This is a genomic window from Oleiphilus messinensis, from assembly GCF_002162375.1.
GTDB classification, from domain to species: Bacteria; Pseudomonadota; Gammaproteobacteria; order Pseudomonadales; family Oleiphilaceae; genus Oleiphilus; species Oleiphilus messinensis.
In genome coordinates this window covers 6,130,523-6,149,538 of the sequence record NZ_CP021425.1, presented here as the reverse complement: position 1 = coordinate 6,149,538, position 19,016 = coordinate 6,130,523, and the positions used below count along the sequence as shown (strand labels likewise).

General features: G+C 49.8%; 14 protein-coding genes and 1 pseudogene. 12 read left to right on the top strand and 3 right to left on the bottom strand.

Going from position 1 to position 19,016, the window contains the following annotated elements; genetic code table 11:
• Window positions 1–211 precede the first annotated feature (211 nt).
• The gene (locus OLMES_RS26785; protein WP_157678642.1) at window positions 212–1,951 is read left to right on the top strand and encodes a sensor domain-containing diguanylate cyclase; all 1,740 of its coding nucleotides are present in this window, start codon (window positions 212–214) and stop codon (window positions 1,949–1,951) included.
• Window positions 1,952–2,032: 81 nt separating this feature from the next.
• On the opposite strand, the gene bfr (OLMES_RS26780) is transcribed toward OLMES_RS26785, so the two are convergent.
• A complete protein-coding gene (bfr, locus tag OLMES_RS26780) occupies window positions 2,033–2,500 on the bottom strand; it encodes a bacterioferritin (protein ID WP_087464078.1) in 468 nt (155 codons plus the stop codon).
• A gap of 12 nt (window positions 2,501–2,512) precedes the next feature.
• Window positions 2,513–2,986, bottom strand: a complete 474-nt coding sequence (bfr, locus tag OLMES_RS26775) for a bacterioferritin (RefSeq protein ID WP_087464077.1) — start codon at window positions 2,984–2,986, stop codon at window positions 2,513–2,515.
• 346 nt (window positions 2,987–3,332) lie between these two features.
• On the opposite strand from bfr (OLMES_RS26775), the gene OLMES_RS26770 reads away from it, so the two are divergent.
• Complete coding sequence (locus tag OLMES_RS26770) at window positions 3,333–5,027, top strand: TerD family protein (protein WP_087464076.1); 1,695 nt, start codon at window positions 3,333–3,335, stop codon at window positions 5,025–5,027.
• A 5-nt stretch (window positions 5,028–5,032) separates the two neighbouring features.
• Here OLMES_RS26770 and OLMES_RS26765 read toward each other — a convergent pair whose 3' ends face one another.
• On the bottom strand, window positions 5,033–5,632 hold the full coding sequence (locus tag OLMES_RS26765; RefSeq protein ID WP_087464075.1) for a hypothetical protein: 600 nt from the start codon (window positions 5,630–5,632) through the stop codon (window positions 5,033–5,035).
• Between the two features lie 250 nt (window positions 5,633–5,882).
• Between OLMES_RS26765 and OLMES_RS26760 the strand changes: the two genes are divergently transcribed.
• The 10 genes and pseudogenes from OLMES_RS26760 (at window position 5,883) to OLMES_RS29140 (ending at window position 18,973) form a co-directional block, all read left to right on the top strand.
• Window positions 5,883–7,826, top strand: a complete 1,944-nt coding sequence (locus tag OLMES_RS26760) for a response regulator (protein ID WP_087464074.1) — start codon at window positions 5,883–5,885, stop codon at window positions 7,824–7,826.
• A 166-nt stretch (window positions 7,827–7,992) separates the two neighbouring features.
• Window positions 7,993–9,930: a response regulator gene (locus tag OLMES_RS26755; protein WP_087464073.1), complete on the top strand. Its 1,938-nt coding sequence runs from the start codon at window positions 7,993–7,995 to the stop codon at window positions 9,928–9,930.
• A 75-nt stretch (window positions 9,931–10,005) separates the two neighbouring features.
• Entirely contained in the window at window positions 10,006–10,443 is a 438-nt protein-coding gene (locus tag OLMES_RS26750) for a sensor histidine kinase (protein ID WP_157678641.1), read from the top strand.
• Between the two features lie 71 nt (window positions 10,444–10,514).
• The gene (locus OLMES_RS26745; RefSeq protein ID WP_232465218.1) at window positions 10,515–10,988 is read left to right on the top strand and encodes a response regulator; all 474 of its coding nucleotides are present in this window, start codon (window positions 10,515–10,517) and stop codon (window positions 10,986–10,988) included.
• Window positions 10,989–11,000: 12 nt separating this feature from the next.
• Window positions 11,001–12,470 carry a hybrid sensor histidine kinase/response regulator gene (locus tag OLMES_RS26740; protein ID WP_087464071.1) on the top strand — a complete coding sequence of 490 codons (1,470 nt, stop codon included), beginning with the start codon at window positions 11,001–11,003 and terminating at the stop codon, window positions 12,468–12,470.
• A gap of 23 nt (window positions 12,471–12,493) precedes the next feature.
• Window positions 12,494–13,138, top strand: a complete 645-nt coding sequence (locus tag OLMES_RS26735) for a response regulator (RefSeq protein WP_087464070.1) — start codon at window positions 12,494–12,496, stop codon at window positions 13,136–13,138.
• Between the two features lie 216 nt (window positions 13,139–13,354).
• On the top strand, window positions 13,355–13,672 hold the full coding sequence (locus OLMES_RS26730) for an STAS domain-containing protein (RefSeq protein WP_087464069.1): 318 nt from the start codon (window positions 13,355–13,357) through the stop codon (window positions 13,670–13,672).
• A gap of 40 nt (window positions 13,673–13,712) precedes the next feature.
• Window positions 13,713–15,953 (top strand): chemotaxis protein CheA, encoded by a 2,241-nt coding sequence (locus OLMES_RS26725; RefSeq protein ID WP_087464068.1) that lies wholly within the window; start codon window positions 13,713–13,715, stop codon window positions 15,951–15,953.
• Window positions 15,954–16,195: 242 nt separating this feature from the next.
• Window positions 16,196–18,109 (top strand): annotated as a pseudogene (locus OLMES_RS26720) (cache domain-containing protein); the annotation flags it as partial.
• Window positions 18,110–18,262: 153 nt separating this feature from the next.
• On the top strand, window positions 18,263–18,973 hold the full coding sequence (locus OLMES_RS29140) for a methyl-accepting chemotaxis protein (RefSeq protein WP_456299506.1): 711 nt from the start codon (window positions 18,263–18,265) through the stop codon (window positions 18,971–18,973).
• Window positions 18,974–19,016: the final 43 nt, after the last annotated feature.

Below are 19,016 nucleotides of genomic sequence, written 5' to 3'. Positions count from 1 at the left end.
TAATTGGTTATATACTAACCACTGTAATCGAGGTGTTATCGTGAGCGCCGGTGAGCCTCAATCACTGTCGATTGCGTGTGCCATGTTTGTTTCCATTCACTGAACAGGTTCGTCTGAGTGTAGTGCCGTGCAGTTTCCGAAAGTAGATTTATCTGACAGGATTGCAAGCACCCTGAGTGGTTTTTCGGTGTTCGTCATCAGCGTTCTCTGCATGCTATTATCTGCGCCGCTCTCTGCGTCCCCTGAAAATGAGCGTCAGCCGCTATCGCTCGATTTTGACGGGCTTTGGTCCTATTCATGGGGCGACCTGCCGGTTTCCGAGACGACAGGTACCTGGCAATTTGATCATCCGCACTGGACACCGATCCGCTTTCCCGATGTGATACCCGACAAAGGCAGCCACAACATTGCCTGGATACGATTGCAAGTGCCTGAAGGACAATGGAAAAATCCCTATCTGTTTATTAACAGTGTTGATTTGACCTTGCAGGTGTTTGCAGCGGGCCGTAACGTCTATCAATTTGGCGAAATTACTCCGGAAGGGGAGAGCCACTTTGCTGGCTGGCCCTGGCATCTTGTCCCGGTAGCCGATGTTTCCGGTTCAGGGGTGATGTACTTCAGAGTATTTTCAGATTACCCCTTCCTGGGTCTGTCCGGTGAAATCTCACTGGATGATAAATCGGAGTTACTGGAGCGGGTATATGCCCGGGGACTTCCGGGTACCTTTATTGCCATCACTGTGTTATTGGTTGGCGTGATCAGTATGATTTTAGGCATGATCAAGAAAGACCGCGGGGTCGCGCTGGCAAACGGCTGTTTGTCGATTGATCTGGCATTAATGATTTTTGCTGAGAACGAATTCAGTCAACTGGTCTGGCTCGATCCGTTGACCTGGCGCTATATTGCCGCGTTCACCTATTTTATGATTCCGGTGTTTCTGGCATGGGGTATTCGAGAATGGTTCAAACGTTCACCCCCGAAAGTGGCGGCTCCAATGTTGGTCATCACGCTCTTGTTCCCGGTCACGGTGGCGTTGCTCTCTGTCTTTTCTGATTTCAGTTTTGTAAATGCTTACCCGTATTTCGATGTTTTTTTCATTGTTTCTGTATTAGTGCTCTGGGCCGGCTGTTATGCCCGGTTTCGGCGAGTGGGGAGTCAGGGTCTCCTGGTGTTATTCGGTATTACGGCTCTATTTGTATCCCTGTTACTGGATATGCTCAGCGCCCATGGTTTGATTGACTGGATCGGGAAGACAGGTCAATGGGGGCTGGTGTTTTATACCTTTGCCTCGCTCGCGGTTTATCTGGTGAAAGACTGGAAACAGCAAGTGATGCTGCATTCGTTAACCCATTCCCTGGAACATAAAGTTGCCGAACGTACCCGTGAGCTGAACGAGAGCAAATTGCAGCTGGAGCAGTTGGCGCGGGAAGACTATCTTACGAAAATCCTGAACCGTCGTGCCTTTATGGAGGCGGCTGCACTGGAGGTCAGCAACGCCCTGCGTTACCAGCGGCCGCTGACACTGGTCATGTTCGATGTCGACCATTTTAAACAAATTAACGATGATTACGGCCATGCCATGGGCGACGATGTGCTCACCGAGTTAACGCGGGCACTAAAGGCTGAGTGCCGGGAAGGCGATTTGTTTGGCCGCTATGGCGGGGAAGAGTTTGTTATTCTGCTGAACTCGACGGAAACGGATCAGGCAGAAAATCTGGTCAAGCGATTGCACAGTGTATTGAGTCAATTGCAATTTATCGAACCCTCAGGGGGCGTGTTAAACATTACAGCGAGTTTCGGAGTGGTATCCCTGCCGCCATTGCAAAAAATGCCTGCAGACTCCGGTTTATTGCTGGATCAATTATTGATGCAGGCCGATGAAGCGATGTACTCGGTGAAAAATGGCGGCCGAAACGGTATTCAGTTCCGGGAGTGGGTGGCTGTGGCCTGATTGTCGGAATCGGATCAATTTGAAGCCCGTTACCCGGCGCAAAGGCCGGGTAACGGGTGCCTGGTATTCTGGTTATCCGGCTTACATTTGTGATTGCAGATAATTCTTGATACCCACTTTCTTGATCAGACCTAACTGTTGTTCAAGCCAGTAAGCATGATCCATTTCAGTATCATCCAACAGGGTTTCCAGCATACTGCGGGTAACGTAGTCCTGTTCTGTTTCGCACAGCGCAATCGCTTCTTTTAATCGGGCATCGACATCGTATTCGACTTTAAGGTCATTCTCCAGCATGGAAGGTACGTCCTTGCCAACACGGATGGCGTCGCGCTTGGTCATATCCGGCGTGCCTTCGAGAAACAGAATACGGGTAATCAATTTGGATGCATGACCTTTTTCATCTTCAAATTCGTGGTCGATTCGCTCATACAGTTTATGCAGACCCCAGTCTTCATACATACGGGAGTGAATAAAATATTGGTCCATTGCAGTCAGCTCACTGGCCAATAAACCATTTAGCGCATCAATAATGACAGCCTTACCTTTCATGAGCGTTCCCCTTTAGTCGTCTGAAATTTGTGCTTGCAGGTAATTTTCAATACCCATTTTTTTGATCTGGTACTGTTGGGTCTCGATCCAGTCAATGTGCTCTTCTTCATCTTCCAGAATCGATTCAAGCAATTCCCGGCTGACATAGTCTTGTGTGGTCTCACATAAGGCGATGGCTTCTTTCAATATCGGAAGCTGGTCCAGTTCAAAAGTGAGGTCTGCCTGCAGCATTTCTTCGGTATGCTCGCCAATATTCAGTTTGCCCAGTTTCTGCAGGTTGGGCAGGCCTTCAAGGAAGAGAATGCGTTCAATGAGTTTGTCGGACTGTTTCATGTCCCGAATGGACTTTTTGTAACACACTTCGTCCAGTTCTTTTAATCCCCAATTGCGGTACATTCGGGCATGCAAAAAGTATTGATTTATTGATGTCAGTTCGCTGGTTAAAACGCCATTCAGCGCCGACACAATTTTCTTTTCACCTTTCATTTGATTAGGCCTGCGTGATGTTGGGAGTGCTCAAATGGAGCTGGCACTGAGTTTGAGTAGGTATCCCCGGAAAGATTACACCTATATCTCCAATAAATCAAAAAATGATAAAAAACAATATGTTAAATGCTACTTTTTTACACTTGAGTTTGATTTTTATCGGTAATTTCGACGCATTGGTAAGCGATATTCATTGCAGGTCGGGGTGCATAACGCTGTTTCTACAAGATGTTTTCGGGTGATGTATAGAATTGCTTCCCTTGCACTTGAAGCTCCCCGGGAACACCGTAAACTTAGAGTGGAGCTTATCGGTCAGACTATTTATTAAATTGGACATGAGATTACGATGGAATTAGTGGCAGGGCAGTCTGTTTCTTTGGCGGCGGAGCAGTCCGTTTTAATTGATATCGGGTGGAGAAGTGCTTCTGACAATAGTCATCCCGAAGTGTTTGCACTGGCATTGGATGATCAAAAAAAAGCGGACTTTACCGGTAGTTTTATCTACGCCGGTCAACCTGCTCTGGGTCGCTGGCTGCAACGGGAGTCGTTGGGTAAACGATTCACGCTACAACTTGGCGAGCCCTCGGTGCCCGCTGAACGCGTCAAGTTTATGCTTGCAGATCTGAAGGCCAGCAATTCAACGTTGCGTCAGGTGAGTCATATTCAAATCCGGGTTCACGTCCTGTTGCTCGATTCTTCCGGGCAGCCCGAGTCAAAATCAACCATGTTGCGCATGAATATCACCGCTTGTGATCCTGCTACCGCCGCATTGGCACTCTTCGAAGTATACCGCCATAAAGGACAATGGAAGTTACGTTTTCTGTTGAAATCCTGGCGGGAGTCTCTTGTTCAAGTTATGGGTCGCTATGATTCCGTGTTACCGGATGATCTTCTGCCGGAACCTCAGTCAGAGCCCGTAAGGATTGAGCCAGTCGTAGCGCCGAAAGCTTCATCCGCTACCCGGGATCAGCCCGAGCCACCGGCTCAAAGGCGTGAAATCGAGATAGACTTGCAAAATGGTGTTGAGCTCGTCTCAGGCCAAACACTGCCGATCACCGGGCATTTCGACCATATCAAAAGTCTGTGTTGGCAGGTCAGGACGGTACCGGGCCTGGATGATATGGAATTAACGGCTATGGCGCTGAATCGGGAGGGCAAGGTTAATAATATCAAGGATTTTATCTATCAGGCGAACCCGAAATTCAGACAGGAAGCCATTGTTTATGAGCCGAACCAGATTCGGTTAACGCTGGATGCGCTGCCGGAGGATATCCAGCGATTGCAACTGATTGCAGTGAGGGCGGGCAGTGGAAAACGATTTTCATCCGCAGATTTCGTTGATGCCCGGTTGACCAGTGCGAGCACCGCACAGCCCGTTTGCCATTTTACCCTGGAGACACGTCAGCGGAATTATAACTGCGTCGTAATGCTTGAAATCTATCGTTACCAACGTAATCACACCGACCCTGAATGGCGTATCAAGGCCCTTGGCCAGGGATATTCGGATGGTTTGAGTCGACTGGGGGAGCTCCATGGTTTTACCGCACCAAGGTTGAGTGCCCCAAAACCGAAAAGTGAGAATCCGGTACGGCCAGAACCCCGGCAACAGGTTAGTCCGGCTGTTTCGGAAACGGGTATGCCGGAATCCCGCAAAATGCAACTGATCGGCGGTGGTGGTGTCGCGGCAGGTGCGGTGACGTTACTTGCAGCGGGATCCAGTGTGGCGGGTATGATCGCCGGTGCATTGCTACTGGCACCGAGTGGCTGGGCCATCTGGAAAGGTGTAAAACAACAACAGAGCGAGCACTATGAGGCGAACGAACGCATGGTTCTGAACCAGATTCGCCGTCGTGATTATCGGGTCACGGCGTTTGAACTTGCCTCCGATTCACCGCTGACACTGGATCAGGTCACTGACATTCTGGAGACCTTCATTCGTAAGGGGGGCGGAACTGTTGAGGTCACTGAGTCTGGTTCTACCGTGTATGTATTTGATGCCATGAAAACACAGGATGAATCAACACGACATTCGAACTGGTAATCTGCTTATTGCAGTCCTTGGGCATATTCCTGCAGCTCTTCCAGTCTGCTGACAATCGCATTGCGAAGATCCTTTCTCGAAAATTCGGACATGCGGGTGATTTTATTGGGTTCCAGCCGATGCAGGCGTAAGCATGGCAGGTGTTTGTTGAACGGCTTCAAATCACCCTTGACCAGTACCGGCAGAAATGGGTCATCCGCGGGTCTGTGCTGAATAAACAGTTTCAGAACCTGGCTGAGCGGCAACAGTTTGGGTTTTTGTGCACTGTTTTTACTGGGCATCATGATAAACAGACCCGGCCGCTTAACGACCTCTCCCGGGATAATGTAGAGCGAGGTTTGACTGACACACTCCCGCTCAACATGGTGGAATGTATCATGAAAGGCATAGGGATCGGGGATGATAATGAGGTTTCGTTCCTGATCCTCCGGCAAGTACATTGAGTAATTCGTGTAGAGCTGTTCTACACTGTTGGAGAATACGCACAGCCGGTTTTCGAATTGCCGGACGAATCGAGTGGCGCGCTCGCGATAGTGCGTGGCCCCCACATCCCAGATCAGGTCCTTGTTGGCAGGTAAGCTGTCATCTGAAGAGCTGGTTTCCATGTGCTGGCTGTCCTTTAGTGCGTTCTTTAGTGCTTTCATAGAAAAGCATAGTGTCAGCAGACGTAGCCAGCCAGATCAGGATTGTTATTTATTGTTGACAGACTTTATGGCCTGTTGCCGTTTCTTATTTAGCCTCTGTTGTGCCTGAAATTCGTTCTATCAACAAATGAGGCGTGTTGTTTGGTCATTCCTTTGCAGAATTGAGCTATGCTGATGAAGAGATAAGTCAGTTCCGAATTGGGAACGCCTGATGCCAAGAAAAAATCCAAAACTGTTAATGCCACTGCTGGGTCTGACGCTGGCATTTTTTGTCGTTATATTCTTCCTGCACCAAATTATTCTGGAGCGTAATCGCGCCTATGTGACTCAACATGCACAAGTACTGAGCAGTGCACTGTGGGCCTATGATCAGTTCACACCGATGTCCTATCTGGAGTTTGTGATTGATGCCAACAACTACGAACACCTCCATGTCGCCGTATTGCCCGATGTGACGTTTATTGATTTACCTGGCAACAAAACCAGTCAAATCGAGCAGTTTCTGGACACATTACAACTGTTACCCCGTTATCGTTTCTACACCGATGTGGAGTACCGTGGCGAACTGATCGGCGCGCTCGATATCGAATGGCGTGGCACGGTATTAATCTTTACCTATCTCGGCGTGCTGGGTGTTTTCGTCCTGTTGGGGTGTGCAATCTGGCTATTTCTGATGTTGTCCTACTCGAAAAAGGAGCTGGAAAAGTTTTCGGCAATTTTACAGGAACAGAATCTCGAACTAGAGCGGGCAAAAGTAGATGCTGACCGTGCAAATCAGGCGAAAACGACCTTTCTCGCCAATATGTCACATGAAATACGGACACCCATGAACGCTATTTTGGGGTTTTCAGAGTTGCTATTGAATGAGAGTAACTTTGCTCCGGACCAACAAAAGTCGATCCGTTCCATCAATACCGCGGGCAACCACCTTTTGGGATTAATTAATGACATCCTCGATATTTCCAAAATCGAAGCAGGTCGGGTTACGGTGGTGAATCGTGTATTCAACCTGAAAAAACTCGTGTCCGAGTTGCACCAGATGTTCGTATTGCGTACCGACAAAAAAGGTCTGTACTTGCGCTTTTCCGTGTCAGATTCTCTGCCAACGATGATTTGTAGTGATGAGGGTAAAATCAGGCAGGTGTTGATCAATATTCTCGGAAATGCCATCAAATTCACGGTGCAAGGCGGGGTGAGCGTGGATATTGCTGCGGAGGTTGTGCAAACGGGCCAGTTTGAAATTCAGGTCAATGTACATGACACCGGTCCCGGCATCGATGAACAGGATCGCAAACGGGTTTTTGCCTATTTTGAACAGGCGCTTGTCGGTCAAAAAGCGCCGGACAGTACGGGAATCGGTTTGGCAATCAGTCGCTCCTATGCGCAACTGCTGGGGGGGGACGTGTCGTTCGAAAGTGTACTGGGCCAGGGCACAACCTTTTATTTTCATTTCAACGCCGCCGAGGCTGAGGCGGGAGTCGATGAAGATTGGAGCAATGCAACGATCATCGGTCTGGAACCCGCTTCTGTGCAGAAAACGGTACTGGTCGTTGATGATGAGGAAGATAACCGTCGCCTCGCCAGTCAAATCCTGTCGCGCTTCGGACTCAATATCGTGCAGGCAATCGATGGTCAGGAGGCAATTGATCGCTTTCATGAAACCCGCCCTGATTTCGTGCTAATGGATATGCGTATGCCTAAAGTGGATGGTCTGGAGGCCATCCGTCGGATCAAAGCAACAGAAGAGGGTCGAAAAACGCCAATTGCGGCGATCACTGCCAGTGCGTTTGAAGAAGAGAAAAAGTCGATCCTGTCCGAGGGGGCCGATGATTTTCTGCGTAAGCCTTACCGACAGCATGATTTGTTAAAAGTTGTGGGTGATCGCCTGGGAATGAAATTTGTGTATGAGAAAACGCCCGCTGAACTCAGTGAAGACCCGGAGCACATCGCTCGAAATTTTGTTGCGCAATCCAGGCTTTCTGAAGATTGGTGTCGGCGGATAAAAGAAGCACTGGAATTAAGTATGGCTCAGGAAGTGAAGGACTGTATAGCAGAGCTGGATGACTCCGAACAGGAATTTGCCGCCTACCTCAGTCAATGTCTCGACGAATATGATTACGATGCGATATTCAAAGCTGTCGAAGCATCCCAATAGCGCTTGAGTATTGCTGATTTTGAAATAGGGGACTATTTTTTAGAAGAGAATCTGGAATTCGGTACTGAGTAGCTCAGTGCCGAGTGCACTGGATTGAAAGTACATTGGAATACAAGTGCATTGGAATGCCCGCCACCCATCAAACCCTACTGGACCGGAGTCGTGCATGAGTAACTCGATAGACACTTCATCGTATTCAGTGAAGCCGGCCAATCGAACGGAAAACGCAACTGACAGCCATCCCGAGTCCGAAGTGAATCAGGCTGTTGAGGTGGCTCAGGATCCGCCTAACATTCTCATCGTGGATGATAACCCGACAAATCTTAAAGTTCTTTCCGGTGTTTTGGAGAAAGCAGGCTATCGGGTCCGGCCCGCATTGGGTGGAAGTGCGGCGCTTAAAACAATTGATCGTTTGTTGCCGGATCTCATTTTGCTGGATATCCGGATGCCGGATATGGATGGTTATGCCGTTTGTGAGCGTTTGAAATCTCAAGGTGAGACGGCCAGTATTCCGGTTATTTTTATCAGCGCGATGGATGCGGTTGAAGATAAAGTGAAAGCTTTTGATGCGGGGGGGGTTGATTACATCACCAAACCGTTTCAGTTCACAGAAGTATTGGCCCGCGTGAATACTCAACTGAGTTTGTCCCAGACGCGCCGGGAGCTGGAGTCCAAGAATGAGGCGCTGGCAGAAGCCCGTGATTTTCTCGAAGAGCGTGTGCAAAAGCGGACTGCGGATTTGAATCACTCCAATGTCCAGCTAACTGTCGCGCTGGCAGAGCGGGACTGTGCCATGGCCCTGACGGAACGGCAAAAGAATTTGTATCACGCACTGAGTGAAATCAATCTGTCTGTTTTGCGGCTGGATAATCCTGGTGCACTTTATCAAGCCGCAACCCGGATCGCGGTTGAGTTTGCCGGGTTTGATCGTGCCTGGGTGATCTGCTGGGATGAGGGGGCGAGCGGAGAAATCCGTGCTGATTATGCCGGCAAGACTCAGATTCCCGTGAGTATGAATCAGGAATTGAGTCTGATTCGCAACGAAAATTCGGTATTGCAAGAACAACAATATCGAATTTTTCAACGAGCGTGCCATGCCGCAGAAACAACCGGTGTGGTGGGTGACACGAGCGGAGATTCAGAGGCAGAATTGATGTCCATCGCTGCTTTCCCTCTGTTTTTCGATCGCGTACCCATTGCCACCTTTAATATGTGCACCCTCAAACCGGATATGTTTGACGGCGAAATCATTGCGCTTCTCAACCAGATGAGTGGCAATATCTCCTATGGATTGACCAATTATGCCCGGGATCGGGCTCAGCAGCAGTTCAATGCCATGTTACAGAAAGCGGTAAGTGGCATGGGGGGGGCGACGGGGAAAGTCTATTTCGAGCGTCTGGTTCGTTACCTTGCGGAATCGCTTGATCTGGAGTACTGCGCGATTGCCCTGTTGGATCAAGCCCGCACGGGGATGATGACCAGCGTGGCCTTTGTTGAAGAAGGTCGCCTTGCCCCGAACTTTTCGTTCCCGATTGCCGGAACTGCCGCAGAAGCTGTGATTAATGCTGGATCCGTCACGTATCCAAAAGATGTCGCCAGTTTATTTCCCGAAGATCAGTGGTTGCGGGCGCATCAGGTTAATAGTTATGCGGGTGTCCCGGTTCGAGGCCGGGAGGGTGCCATAATGGGTGTGCTGTCTGTCATGAGTCGCAATCATTTTGATTTGTCACCGATTCTGGAAGGTATTCTGGAGCTCTTTGCATTGCGCCTTGGCACCGAGTATGAGCGTCTCCAGGTGGAAGAGGCGCTGCGCAACAACGCGGAAGAACTGGAACGTCTGGTAAATGAGCGTACCAGTGAGTTACAGGCTGCCAATCAGGAATTGGAGTCGTTTTCCTATACCGTATCCCATGACCTTCGAGCCCCTTTGCGTGCGTTGGACGGTTTTAGTGCTGCGTTAATCGAGGATTACAGCGACCAACTGGACGAACAGGCACGGATGTATCTCGGGTTTTTGCAAGAAAGCAGCGCTGAAATGACCGCACTTGTGGATGGCCTACTGGAATTGTCCAGATCCGCAAGAAGTGAGCTCCATGTCGATTAGGCATCGCTATCCGCAATCGCGACAAGTACGCTGAATGAACTCCGGGTTCGTGAGCCAGAGCGCCAGGTCGAAGTGGTGATTGCACCCGATTTGAGTGATTCCGGTGATCCGCGCCTGTTGAATGTGGTGTTGACCAATCTGTTGGAGAACGCCTGGAAATACAGTGCTGGAGAGGCGAAGGCCAGAATCGAATTTGGTATTACCCGGGCGGTCCCCCCCGTAGAGGATGGTACTGATAGTGAGTCTCAACCGAGTGAGCCCCTGCGTTGTTATTTCGTCCGGGATAATGGTGCCGGATTTAATATGGAGTATTCGGAAAAATTGTTCTTGCCGTTTCAACGTTTGCACCGTGCCGACGAATTTCAGGGAACCGGAATTGGTCTGGCAACTGTCAAGCGCATTATCGCGCGCCACGGTGGAACGATCTGGGCGGAGTCGGAAATCGGAAAAGGTGCGACGTTTTACTTTACCCTGAATGCGAGGGGGAGTCGGGACATGGAGACTAAGAATTAGTAAAGACGGAATCAGTAAAGGCTGAATCAGCAAAGATGGAACCAGTAGAGATGGATCAGTAGAGGTTGAGTGTGGAAGCAATCAATGTGAATAACAGCAAAGCGAAACGACATGTGTTATTGGTTGAGGATAATCCGAAAGATGAATTTCTCACCCTCAGAGCACTGAATAAAATGACGGCGGGATTGGTGGTCGATGTGGTTCGTGATGGTCAGGAAGCATTGGATTATCTGTTTGCCGAGAATCAGTTTCAAGATCGTCAGGAAACCGCTTCCCCTGGTTTGGTGATACTGGATCTCAAGCTCCCCAAAATTGGCGGTCTGGAGGTTCTCAAGCGTATCCGCTCAGACCCGAGAACACGACTTATCCCGGTTGTGGTATTGACCTCTTCTGATGAACACTCCGATCTGCAGACCAGTTATGAGTTAGGGGTGAATAGTTATGTCTGTAAACCGATCCCCTTTCCCGAGTTGAATCAAATAATTGGTCGGTTGGGACAATACTGGCTGTCAGTTAATTCCCCACCTCCGGGTGAGCTGCAATAGATTGTGGGCGGAATGCAAAAACTTCGATTGCTTTATGTAGAGGATTCACTCCGTGATGCGCATCTTGTGCTGCGGGAACTGAAAAAGGAAGGTCTTGATGTTGAGTCGCGCGTTGTTGACAGCATTCCTGTCCTGAGCGAGGCGTTGCGTGATGGGGACTGGGATGTTGTGTTATCGGATTGCCATATGCCTTTGCTTCGGGTTGAAGATGCGTTGAAAGTTGTTCGGGATTTAGATGTTAACTTACCTTTTATCGCAGTTTCAGGCGCAATCGGTGAGGAGGAAGCTGTATCCCTGCTAAAGTCTGGTGCCCAGGATTTTGTCAGTAAAAGCAAGCTTTCACGACTGGCACCAGCGATAACCCGAGAGATTCAGGAAGCGCAGGGGCGGCGGGAACGATTGCGTGCAGAGCAGGCCCTGAAAATAAGTGAAGAGCGCCTGCAATTGGCGCTAACGGGGGCAAACGACGGCCTGTGGGAGTGGAATCTTGAAACCGGTGCAGTGTATTTTTCCCCTCGCTGGAAAAGTATGCTGGGCTATGAGGATCATGAGCTTGAAAATGCCTACAGTACCTGGCAGCAGCGTTTGCATGAGGATGACCGTGAACGGGTGAGTAAAGTGATTCAGGCCGCATTGGCAGGCGAAATCGATCGCTTTGAAATCGAGTTTCGTATGCAACACAAAGCAGGGCATGCTGTTGATGTGTTATCCCGGGCTTCATTGATTGTGACTGATGGTTCTGCGCGGCGTATGGCAGGAACCCACGTGGATATCAGTGAACGTAAACACCAGGAACACGAAATACTGAAATCCCGGGAGCAGTTACGGGCATTGTCCGAAGCGCTGCAAATTGCCCGGGAAGAGGAAAAAGCCCGGATAGCGCAAGAGGTTCATGATGATTTAGGGGCAATACTTACGGCGCTGAATGTTGATGTGCATTGGTTGCGGGCGAAAATCCCCGGAGAATTCGATCGTCTTAGAGCTAAAGTGGATACAATGGGGGAGTTGGTGAGCAGTGCTGCCGAGTCCTGTAGCCGTATTGTGACTCAGTTACGACCCAGTGTACTGGATGATTTGGGCTTGCTGGCTGCCATTGAGTGGCAGGCCCAGGAGTTCGCAAAGCGCCATGGTATTCCCTGTACAGTGACATCAAATCTGCAACAATTGGTGCTGCCACGGGATCGAAGCACGGCGGTGTTTCGGATTTTTCAGGAGTCGTTAAACAATGCGGCGAAATATGCCAACGCGAGCAAAATCGAGGTGATGCTGGTGCGCTTCGGGCAGGAAATACGGCTCCAGATTGCCGATGATGGCGTCGGTCTGACAGATGGAAAAGCCGAGCGTCCCAATTCTCTCGGTGTGCGCGGTATGCATGAGCGCGCAGAATTCCTGGGTGGGGGCTTGTATATCGAATCCGAACCGGGAGAGGGGGTGCGAGTTGTGTTGCGTATGCCGCTACAAGGTGATGATCAGGTCGCCTGAAAAACGAGGGGTTAGTTAAAATAATGACAAAAGTATTGCTGGTTGATGATCATGCGATCATTCGTAAAGGCATGATTCAGATTCTGGAAGAGGCTGGCACGCCATTTGACATCGGTGAAGCGGGCAATGGTGTCGAAGCCATTCAGAAAATTCGTAATGAAGACTGGGATATGGTTTTGCTTGATATCGCGATGCCCGGTAAGCGCGGAATCGATGTTTTGGGCCAGATCAAATCCGAAAAGCCAAAACTACCTGTGCTCATTTTAAGTTCCTACCCGGAAGAACAGTATGCGGTGCGTTTGATTCGAGCCGGTGCTGTTGGCTATATCAACAAGAAGAGTGCACCCGAGCAGTTACTGGATGCGATTCAAACGGTGTCCAAAGGCAAAAAGTTTATCAACGCCACGGTGGCGGGGCTCTTGGCCGAGTCCCTCGTTGATAATCAAGGTGACGATGATGATCAACCCATTCATGAAAGGCTTTCAGATCGTGAATTTCACGTTTTTCTGCAACTCGCACTTGGTGTGCCATTGACCGATATTGCAGAAGAGCTCTCTCTGAGTGTAAAAACCATTGCAACCTACCGCGCCAGATTGCTGGAAAAAATGAAAATGAAAAACAATGCAGAACTGACACTCTATGCAATTCGCAATAAATTGATTGAATAAGTGCGTTGTCGATTCTCCTTCCATCTTTTGATCGGTCTGCATTCAATACGATAGTGCGGCAGTTGTTGTTCCGGGCAATCTGTCTGTAGGAATTTTCTGACGCCCGGAATAAGCGAATTCTGACATTATCTTCCTCCGTATTCCGGTTTTTTCTCACGCCTGGTTCCTGCAAGATAGAGGATAATTTACACGTTAACGCCTGAAGAGAGCCGAGTGATGGAAATCAGCTGTGAGAAAAATGGTGACCAAACCCAAATGCTGGTGATGGGTGACATGACTGTCGACCAAATTAAGGGCCAGCGAGATGTATTTTTGCAAAGCCTGACCTTCGGCCAGCACATCGACCTTGATTTGATGATGGTTTCCGAGATGGATTCAGCGGGGTTGCAACTATTGATTCTGTTGAAGCGAGAGGCCGAATTGCGGGGCCAACAGGTCCACATTGCTGCTCAGAGTATGGAAGTGACCGATATGCTCGATTTGTGTGGCATGACGGATGCCTTCGCCCCGCCTGCCAATACTGTTTTTTGTTGATTTCTGAAACTGGCTGACGTTTTCCTGAGGAGCACTTGTCGTGAATGTAGATAGTTTGGTCGAAACCTTTGTTGAAGAGAGTACAGAGCTGCTTCAAGAGTACGAGGCTTCGCTCCTGACGCTGGAGTCTCAGGGCTTCGATTCCGAGTCTGTCGGACAGTTGTTTCGCGCGGCACACACGATTAAAGGCTCAGCGGGTGTCGTTGGTATGGAGCATGTTGTTGGTTTCACACATGTTACGGAAAATGTACTGTCCCGTTTGCGGGAGCAGGAAATCGGGATCAGCCCGCAATTAATTGATGTTTTGTTGCGCGCAGGTGACTTTATTTCCAGGTTGATTGATTGCGCACTGCACAGTCAGGATCTCGATGCAGAGCATGAAGCTCGGGGGCATCAACTCATCGGTGAACTTAAAATATTTCTTGGCGAATCCGCAGGGCAAATCGCCCCCGTAACCCCCATAGCGCCGGTCAATGCTGCAGTCGATGCAGGGCAGGCGCGCTCCGTCCCGGATTGCTGGCATTTATCCATCCGGTTTTCCCCGGACAGTTTACGCAACGGAATTGAACCCACGTCCTTCATTGCTCACTTGCAAACATTGGGGGAGGTCGTGAAAGTGGTGACGGTTCCGGACAGCATGCCGGAAGTGGATACAATGGATCCCGAGACCTGCTATTTGGGCTTTGAAGTTGCACTGCGTACCGATTGCGATCGGGATGAAATTGTAAATGTGTTTGAATTGGCCGGAGACCATTGTGAACTGCATCTGATGCCCCCGGGTAGCAAGATTGATGATTATCTGAAATTAATCGATTCACTCCCGGAGTGTAATTTGCGGCTGGGTGAAATACTGGTTGCATGTAATGCTCTGTCCCGGGAAGAGTTGGCGAGAATACTGGATCTCCAGTCTGAAGAGCACGAAACAGAGTCCGCAAAGGACCAACCTCAAAACACCCCGCCCCGCATCGGAGAAATGCTGGTTGAGCGGGGTGATGTCCCACAAAAAGTTATTGATGCTGCAGTTAACAAGCAGTTGAATCGTGATGCGTCCAACCTGAAGACGATTAAGTTACCCGCACACCGCCTTGATGAATTGATTAACCTGGTCGGTGAGCTGGTGATCGCGACCGCTGGCAATGCAACCCTTGCGCAACAATTCGGGCAATCCGATCAAATTGAGGCGGCTGCCCATGTTTCTTCATTGGTGGAAGAAATTCGTAGCAGTGCATTGCAATTGCGGATGGTACCCATTGGAGACACTTTCAGCCGTTTTACCCGTGTTGTACGTGATGTAAGTGCGGAGTTGGGCAAACAAATCCGGCTTTCAATCAGCGGTGGTGAAACGGAGCTCGACAAGAGTGTGGTGGAAAAAATAGCCGATCCCCTTATGCACCTTGTTCGCAATGCCATGGATCATGGCATTGAAACTGCGGAGCAGCGTATCCAGGCTGGAAAATCCGAGGCAGGTTCCCTGCATTTGAACGCATACCACGAGTCCGGTAGTGTAGTCATTGAAGTTATGGATGATGGCGGCGGTCTGGATGTTGAAAAAATTCGCGCTAAAGCAATCAGTAATGGTTTGATCAGTGCTGATGATACCTTGTCCGAAGCGGAAATTTTCAACCTGATCATGGAGCCGGGCTTCTCCACCAAAGAGCAGATTAGTAACCTCTCAGGTCGGGGAGTGGGCATGGATGTGGTACGGCGAAATATCGAATCCCTGCGTGGTACAATTGAACTGAGCAGTAAACTGGGCCAGGGTACGACTATGCGGATTCGACTCCCGTTGACCCTCGCAATCATCGATGGTTTCATGGTGCAATGTGTTCAGAGCACCTATGTGATTCCACTGGATATGATCGTCGAATGTGTCGAGCTTGAAACCCGGGAGAGTGAGAACCTGAAGGGCAATGACTACATTAACCTCCGGGGTGAAGTGTTGCCATTCTTGCGGCTTCGGGATCTGTTTGGTGCCCGTGATATCCCCCAGTCCCGCGAAAGCATCGTGGTGATTCAGTATGGCGGCAAACGCGCTGGTTTGCTGGTTGACCGCTTACTCGGTGAATTCCAGACCGTAATCAAACCTTTGGGGCCGTTGTTCGGTAACTTGCAAGGGGTTTCCGGTTCAACCATTTTAGGCAGCGGTGAAGTTGCCCTGATACTGGATGTACCCGCACTGGTCTCACGAATCGTGAATATGGAGCAGCAGACCTATATGCCCAGAATTCAAGGGGAAAAGCCCAGCACGTCCCATACTCAACCCGGATCCCAGCTGCATTAATGGCGTTGGGGCCCGCTATCATTTGCCGCTAGCAAGACAATCACCCATTTCCTCCCAGGCTCCTCCCTGGTGACAGTGCTCTGTCAGAATTTTCCTACCTGAAAATGTCCGTTTTTCCCGCTTTCGATTGCGCCGGCTTCTGATGTTGTCGAGTTGGCGATTTTGACATGATATCCCTATCGTAGCCGGGCGGAGATCCGGATTCTGATAACAAGCGATTATCCCCATCGGAGGATCAACACATGTTTAACAACATCAAGCTATCAACACGATTGTTCGTGATTCTGTTGATAGTTGGCATTATTCCCTTCGCTACTCTGGGCTTTATCTCCCTGAATAACTCTCGCGAGGCACTTAATCAGCACGTCATTGGCCAGCTTGAAAGTGTTCGAAGCATCAAAACAAAGCAAATTAACGACTATTTCCATGCCCGGGAAAATGATCTGGGGGTTCTGGTTGACGTTGTGAGTGCGATGGTGGAAGAGACCAAGCGTAAAGTTGCCGCCGTGCAAACAATCAAACGTAGTCAAATCGAAAGCTATTTTGCGGAGCGCTACAGTGACATTAACGTGTTGGCAGGTAATGGCCAGCTGCAACGCGCGTTGGCTGCGTTCGATAATGCCTTTCTGCAAGATGGCAAGCGCACGGATCAACTCTCGTGGATCGGTGTGGAAGAGCGTTTTGCGCCCTGGTTGACTCACTACAAAAATCAATATGGCTACGCTGATTTATTGTTGATAAATGCCCGTGGAGATGTTGTTTTCAGTGTAATGAAGCATGCCGACTTAGGTTCAAATCTGGTGTCCGGTGAAAGCAAAGAAAGTGCTTTGGGACGCCTGTATCGCAAGGCAAACTTCGGGGCTGCAATTGAAGATTTTCAAACCTATGGTCCCGCTGGAGGACAGGCTGCATTTATTGGCCACGCAGTAAAAGATGAGCAAGGTGAATTTGTTGGCGTTGTAGCACTACAAATCTCTGCGGATCAGATCAACCGTATCATTCAAGAGCGTACGGGTATGGGGAGTACCGGGGAATCCTATCTGGTGGGACGACAAGATGGCAAGTCCAGCTACCGCTCGGATCGTGTGGTGAAAGGCAAGGGTAAATATGTTGTTGGGTACCCTCGGGAAGACCAATATGTTGATCGTGCCCTGCAAGGCAATACCGGTTTTGCATTCAAAGTCGGCAGCTCGGGCGCAGTTGAGTTTGTCGGGTATTCCAATATAGAAATTGATGGCCTGGATTGGGCAATTTTTACCACTATTCAGGTTGAAGAAGTGCTGGCGAGCCAGAGTCCTGGTGAATCCAGTGATTTCTTTACAAAATATATCAAGCAATATGGTTACTATGATCTATTCCTGATTCACCCGAAAGGCCAGGTGTTCTATACCGTTGCCCGGGAAGCTGACTATATGACCAACCTGGTAGAGGGGCCTTATCGGGATTCCGGACTGGGACGTTTATTTGACAAAGTGGTCGGTGCCAAGGCGTTCGGCATGGCGGATTTTGAACCCTATGCACCCAGTAACGGTGATCCCGCGTCCTTTATCGCCCAGCCGTTGATTTATAACGGTGAGATTGAACTGGTCGTGGCGCTGCAAATGCCGCTGGATCAGGTTAATAATATCATGCAACAACGTGAGGGAATGGGTGACACCGGCGAGACCTATCTTGTCGGACCGGATAAGCGAATGCGTTCGGATTCATTTCTGAGCCCGGAAGAACATTCGGTTGTGGCATCTTTTGCCGGATCGATTCAGGAAAATGGCGTGGAAACTGAAGGTGTGATTGCGGCCCTGTCCGGCAAAACGGGTACCCGGATCATTACGGACTACAATGGTAACCCGGTGTTGTCTGCCTTTGCGCCAATTAATCTGGGTGATTTCAGCTGGGTGATTCTGGCAGAAATGGATGTTGCGGAAGCGTTTGAGTCTGTGAGCCAACTGCAGTGGTTAATGGTTGTTGTGGGTGGAATTGGCATTCTCGCCATCTTTGCAGTGGCCTTCTGGTGTACCCGGATGTTGATATTACCACTTCAGGTATTGCGCAATGCAGCACAGGAATTGGAGTCTGGTGATGGGGATTTGACCCGACGTCTACCGGATATGGGACGCAATGAGTTGGGTGATGTTGCGACTGCCTTTAATGGCTTCCTGACCAAACTTCACAGCGTTATCGTCGATGTGAAAAGCGCGATCGATAACATTGCCTCGGCCTCAAGCCAGGTCAGTGCGACTTCCGGTGATCTGAGTGCCAGTGCGACACAACAGGCAGCAAGTGTTGAGGAAACCAGTGCGTCGCTGGAGCAGATGAGCGCGAATATCAATCAAAATACCGATAATTCCAAAACAACCAAGGATATTGCAATGATGTCCGCCCAGCGCGCATCGGAGGGGGGTGAAGCGGTTGCTCAGACCGTGGCGGAAATGAAAGATATCGCTGCAAAAATCACCATAATTGATGATATCGCCTACAAAACCAACCTGCTTGCATTAAATGCTGCGATCGAAGCGGCCCGGGCAGGCGAACACGGGAAAGGGTTCGCGGTCGTTGCCAGCGAAGTTCGAAAACTTGCAGAGCGAAGCCAGACTGCTGCACAAGAGATCAGTGAACAGGCTGAAAAGAGTGTTGCCACCGCAGAAAAAGCGGGATCGTTACTGGAAATGATGGTGCCTGATATCAGTCGTACCTCTGACCTTGTGCAGGAAATCGCAGCAGCTTCCAATGAACAATCAATTGGTGTGGAACAGATCAATGCGGCGGTAGAGCAACTGAATCAGGCCTCTCAGAACAATGCTTCCGGTTCGGAAGAATTGGCGGCAACAGCTGAGCAGTTGAGTGCCCAGGCGGAACAGTTAGCGGATGTAGTGGGCTTTTTCAAAACGGATTCCAGTGTGGCTGCCGAGATGTTGAATCGTTCCGGTGCAGAGGTTTCAGCACCCGTTGTACCTCTTGCACGCAAAACCAGCCAACCGGCTAAATTTGTAAGATGGGACGATTCCGAGAGCAAATCGGCCTGATCCCGGGGGGGAGTTGGCGGGAGTTGAGACTCGATGAGCTGAC

Bases quoted from the DNA above. Each gene is read 5' to 3' on its own strand.
- OLMES_RS29140 (WP_456299506.1), top strand. From the start codon at position 18,263: ATGAGCGCGAATATCAATCAAAATACCGATAATTCCAAAACAACCAAG.
- OLMES_RS26760 (WP_087464074.1), top strand. From the start codon at position 5,883: ATGCCAAGAAAAAATCCAAAACTGTTAATGCCACTGCTGGGTCTGACG.
- OLMES_RS26730 (WP_087464069.1), top strand. From the start codon at position 13,355: ATGGAAATCAGCTGTGAGAAAAATGGTGACCAAACCCAAATGCTGGTG.
- OLMES_RS26765 (WP_087464075.1), bottom strand. From the start codon at position 5,632: ATGGAAACCAGCTCTTCAGATGACAGCTTACCTGCCAACAAGGACCTG.
- OLMES_RS26770 (WP_087464076.1), top strand. From the start codon at position 3,333: ATGGAATTAGTGGCAGGGCAGTCTGTTTCTTTGGCGGCGGAGCAGTCC.
- OLMES_RS26785 (WP_157678642.1), top strand. From the start codon at position 212: ATGCTATTATCTGCGCCGCTCTCTGCGTCCCCTGAAAATGAGCGTCAG.
- OLMES_RS26755 (WP_087464073.1), top strand. From the start codon at position 7,993: ATGAGTAACTCGATAGACACTTCATCGTATTCAGTGAAGCCGGCCAAT.
- OLMES_RS26740 (WP_087464071.1), top strand. From the start codon at position 11,001: ATGCAAAAACTTCGATTGCTTTATGTAGAGGATTCACTCCGTGATGCG.
- bfr (WP_087464077.1), bottom strand. From the start codon at position 2,986: ATGAAAGGTGAAAAGAAAATTGTGTCGGCGCTGAATGGCGTTTTAACC.
- OLMES_RS26735 (WP_087464070.1), top strand. From the start codon at position 12,494: ATGACAAAAGTATTGCTGGTTGATGATCATGCGATCATTCGTAAAGGC.
- bfr (WP_087464078.1), bottom strand. From the start codon at position 2,500: ATGAAAGGTAAGGCTGTCATTATTGATGCGCTAAATGGTTTATTGGCC.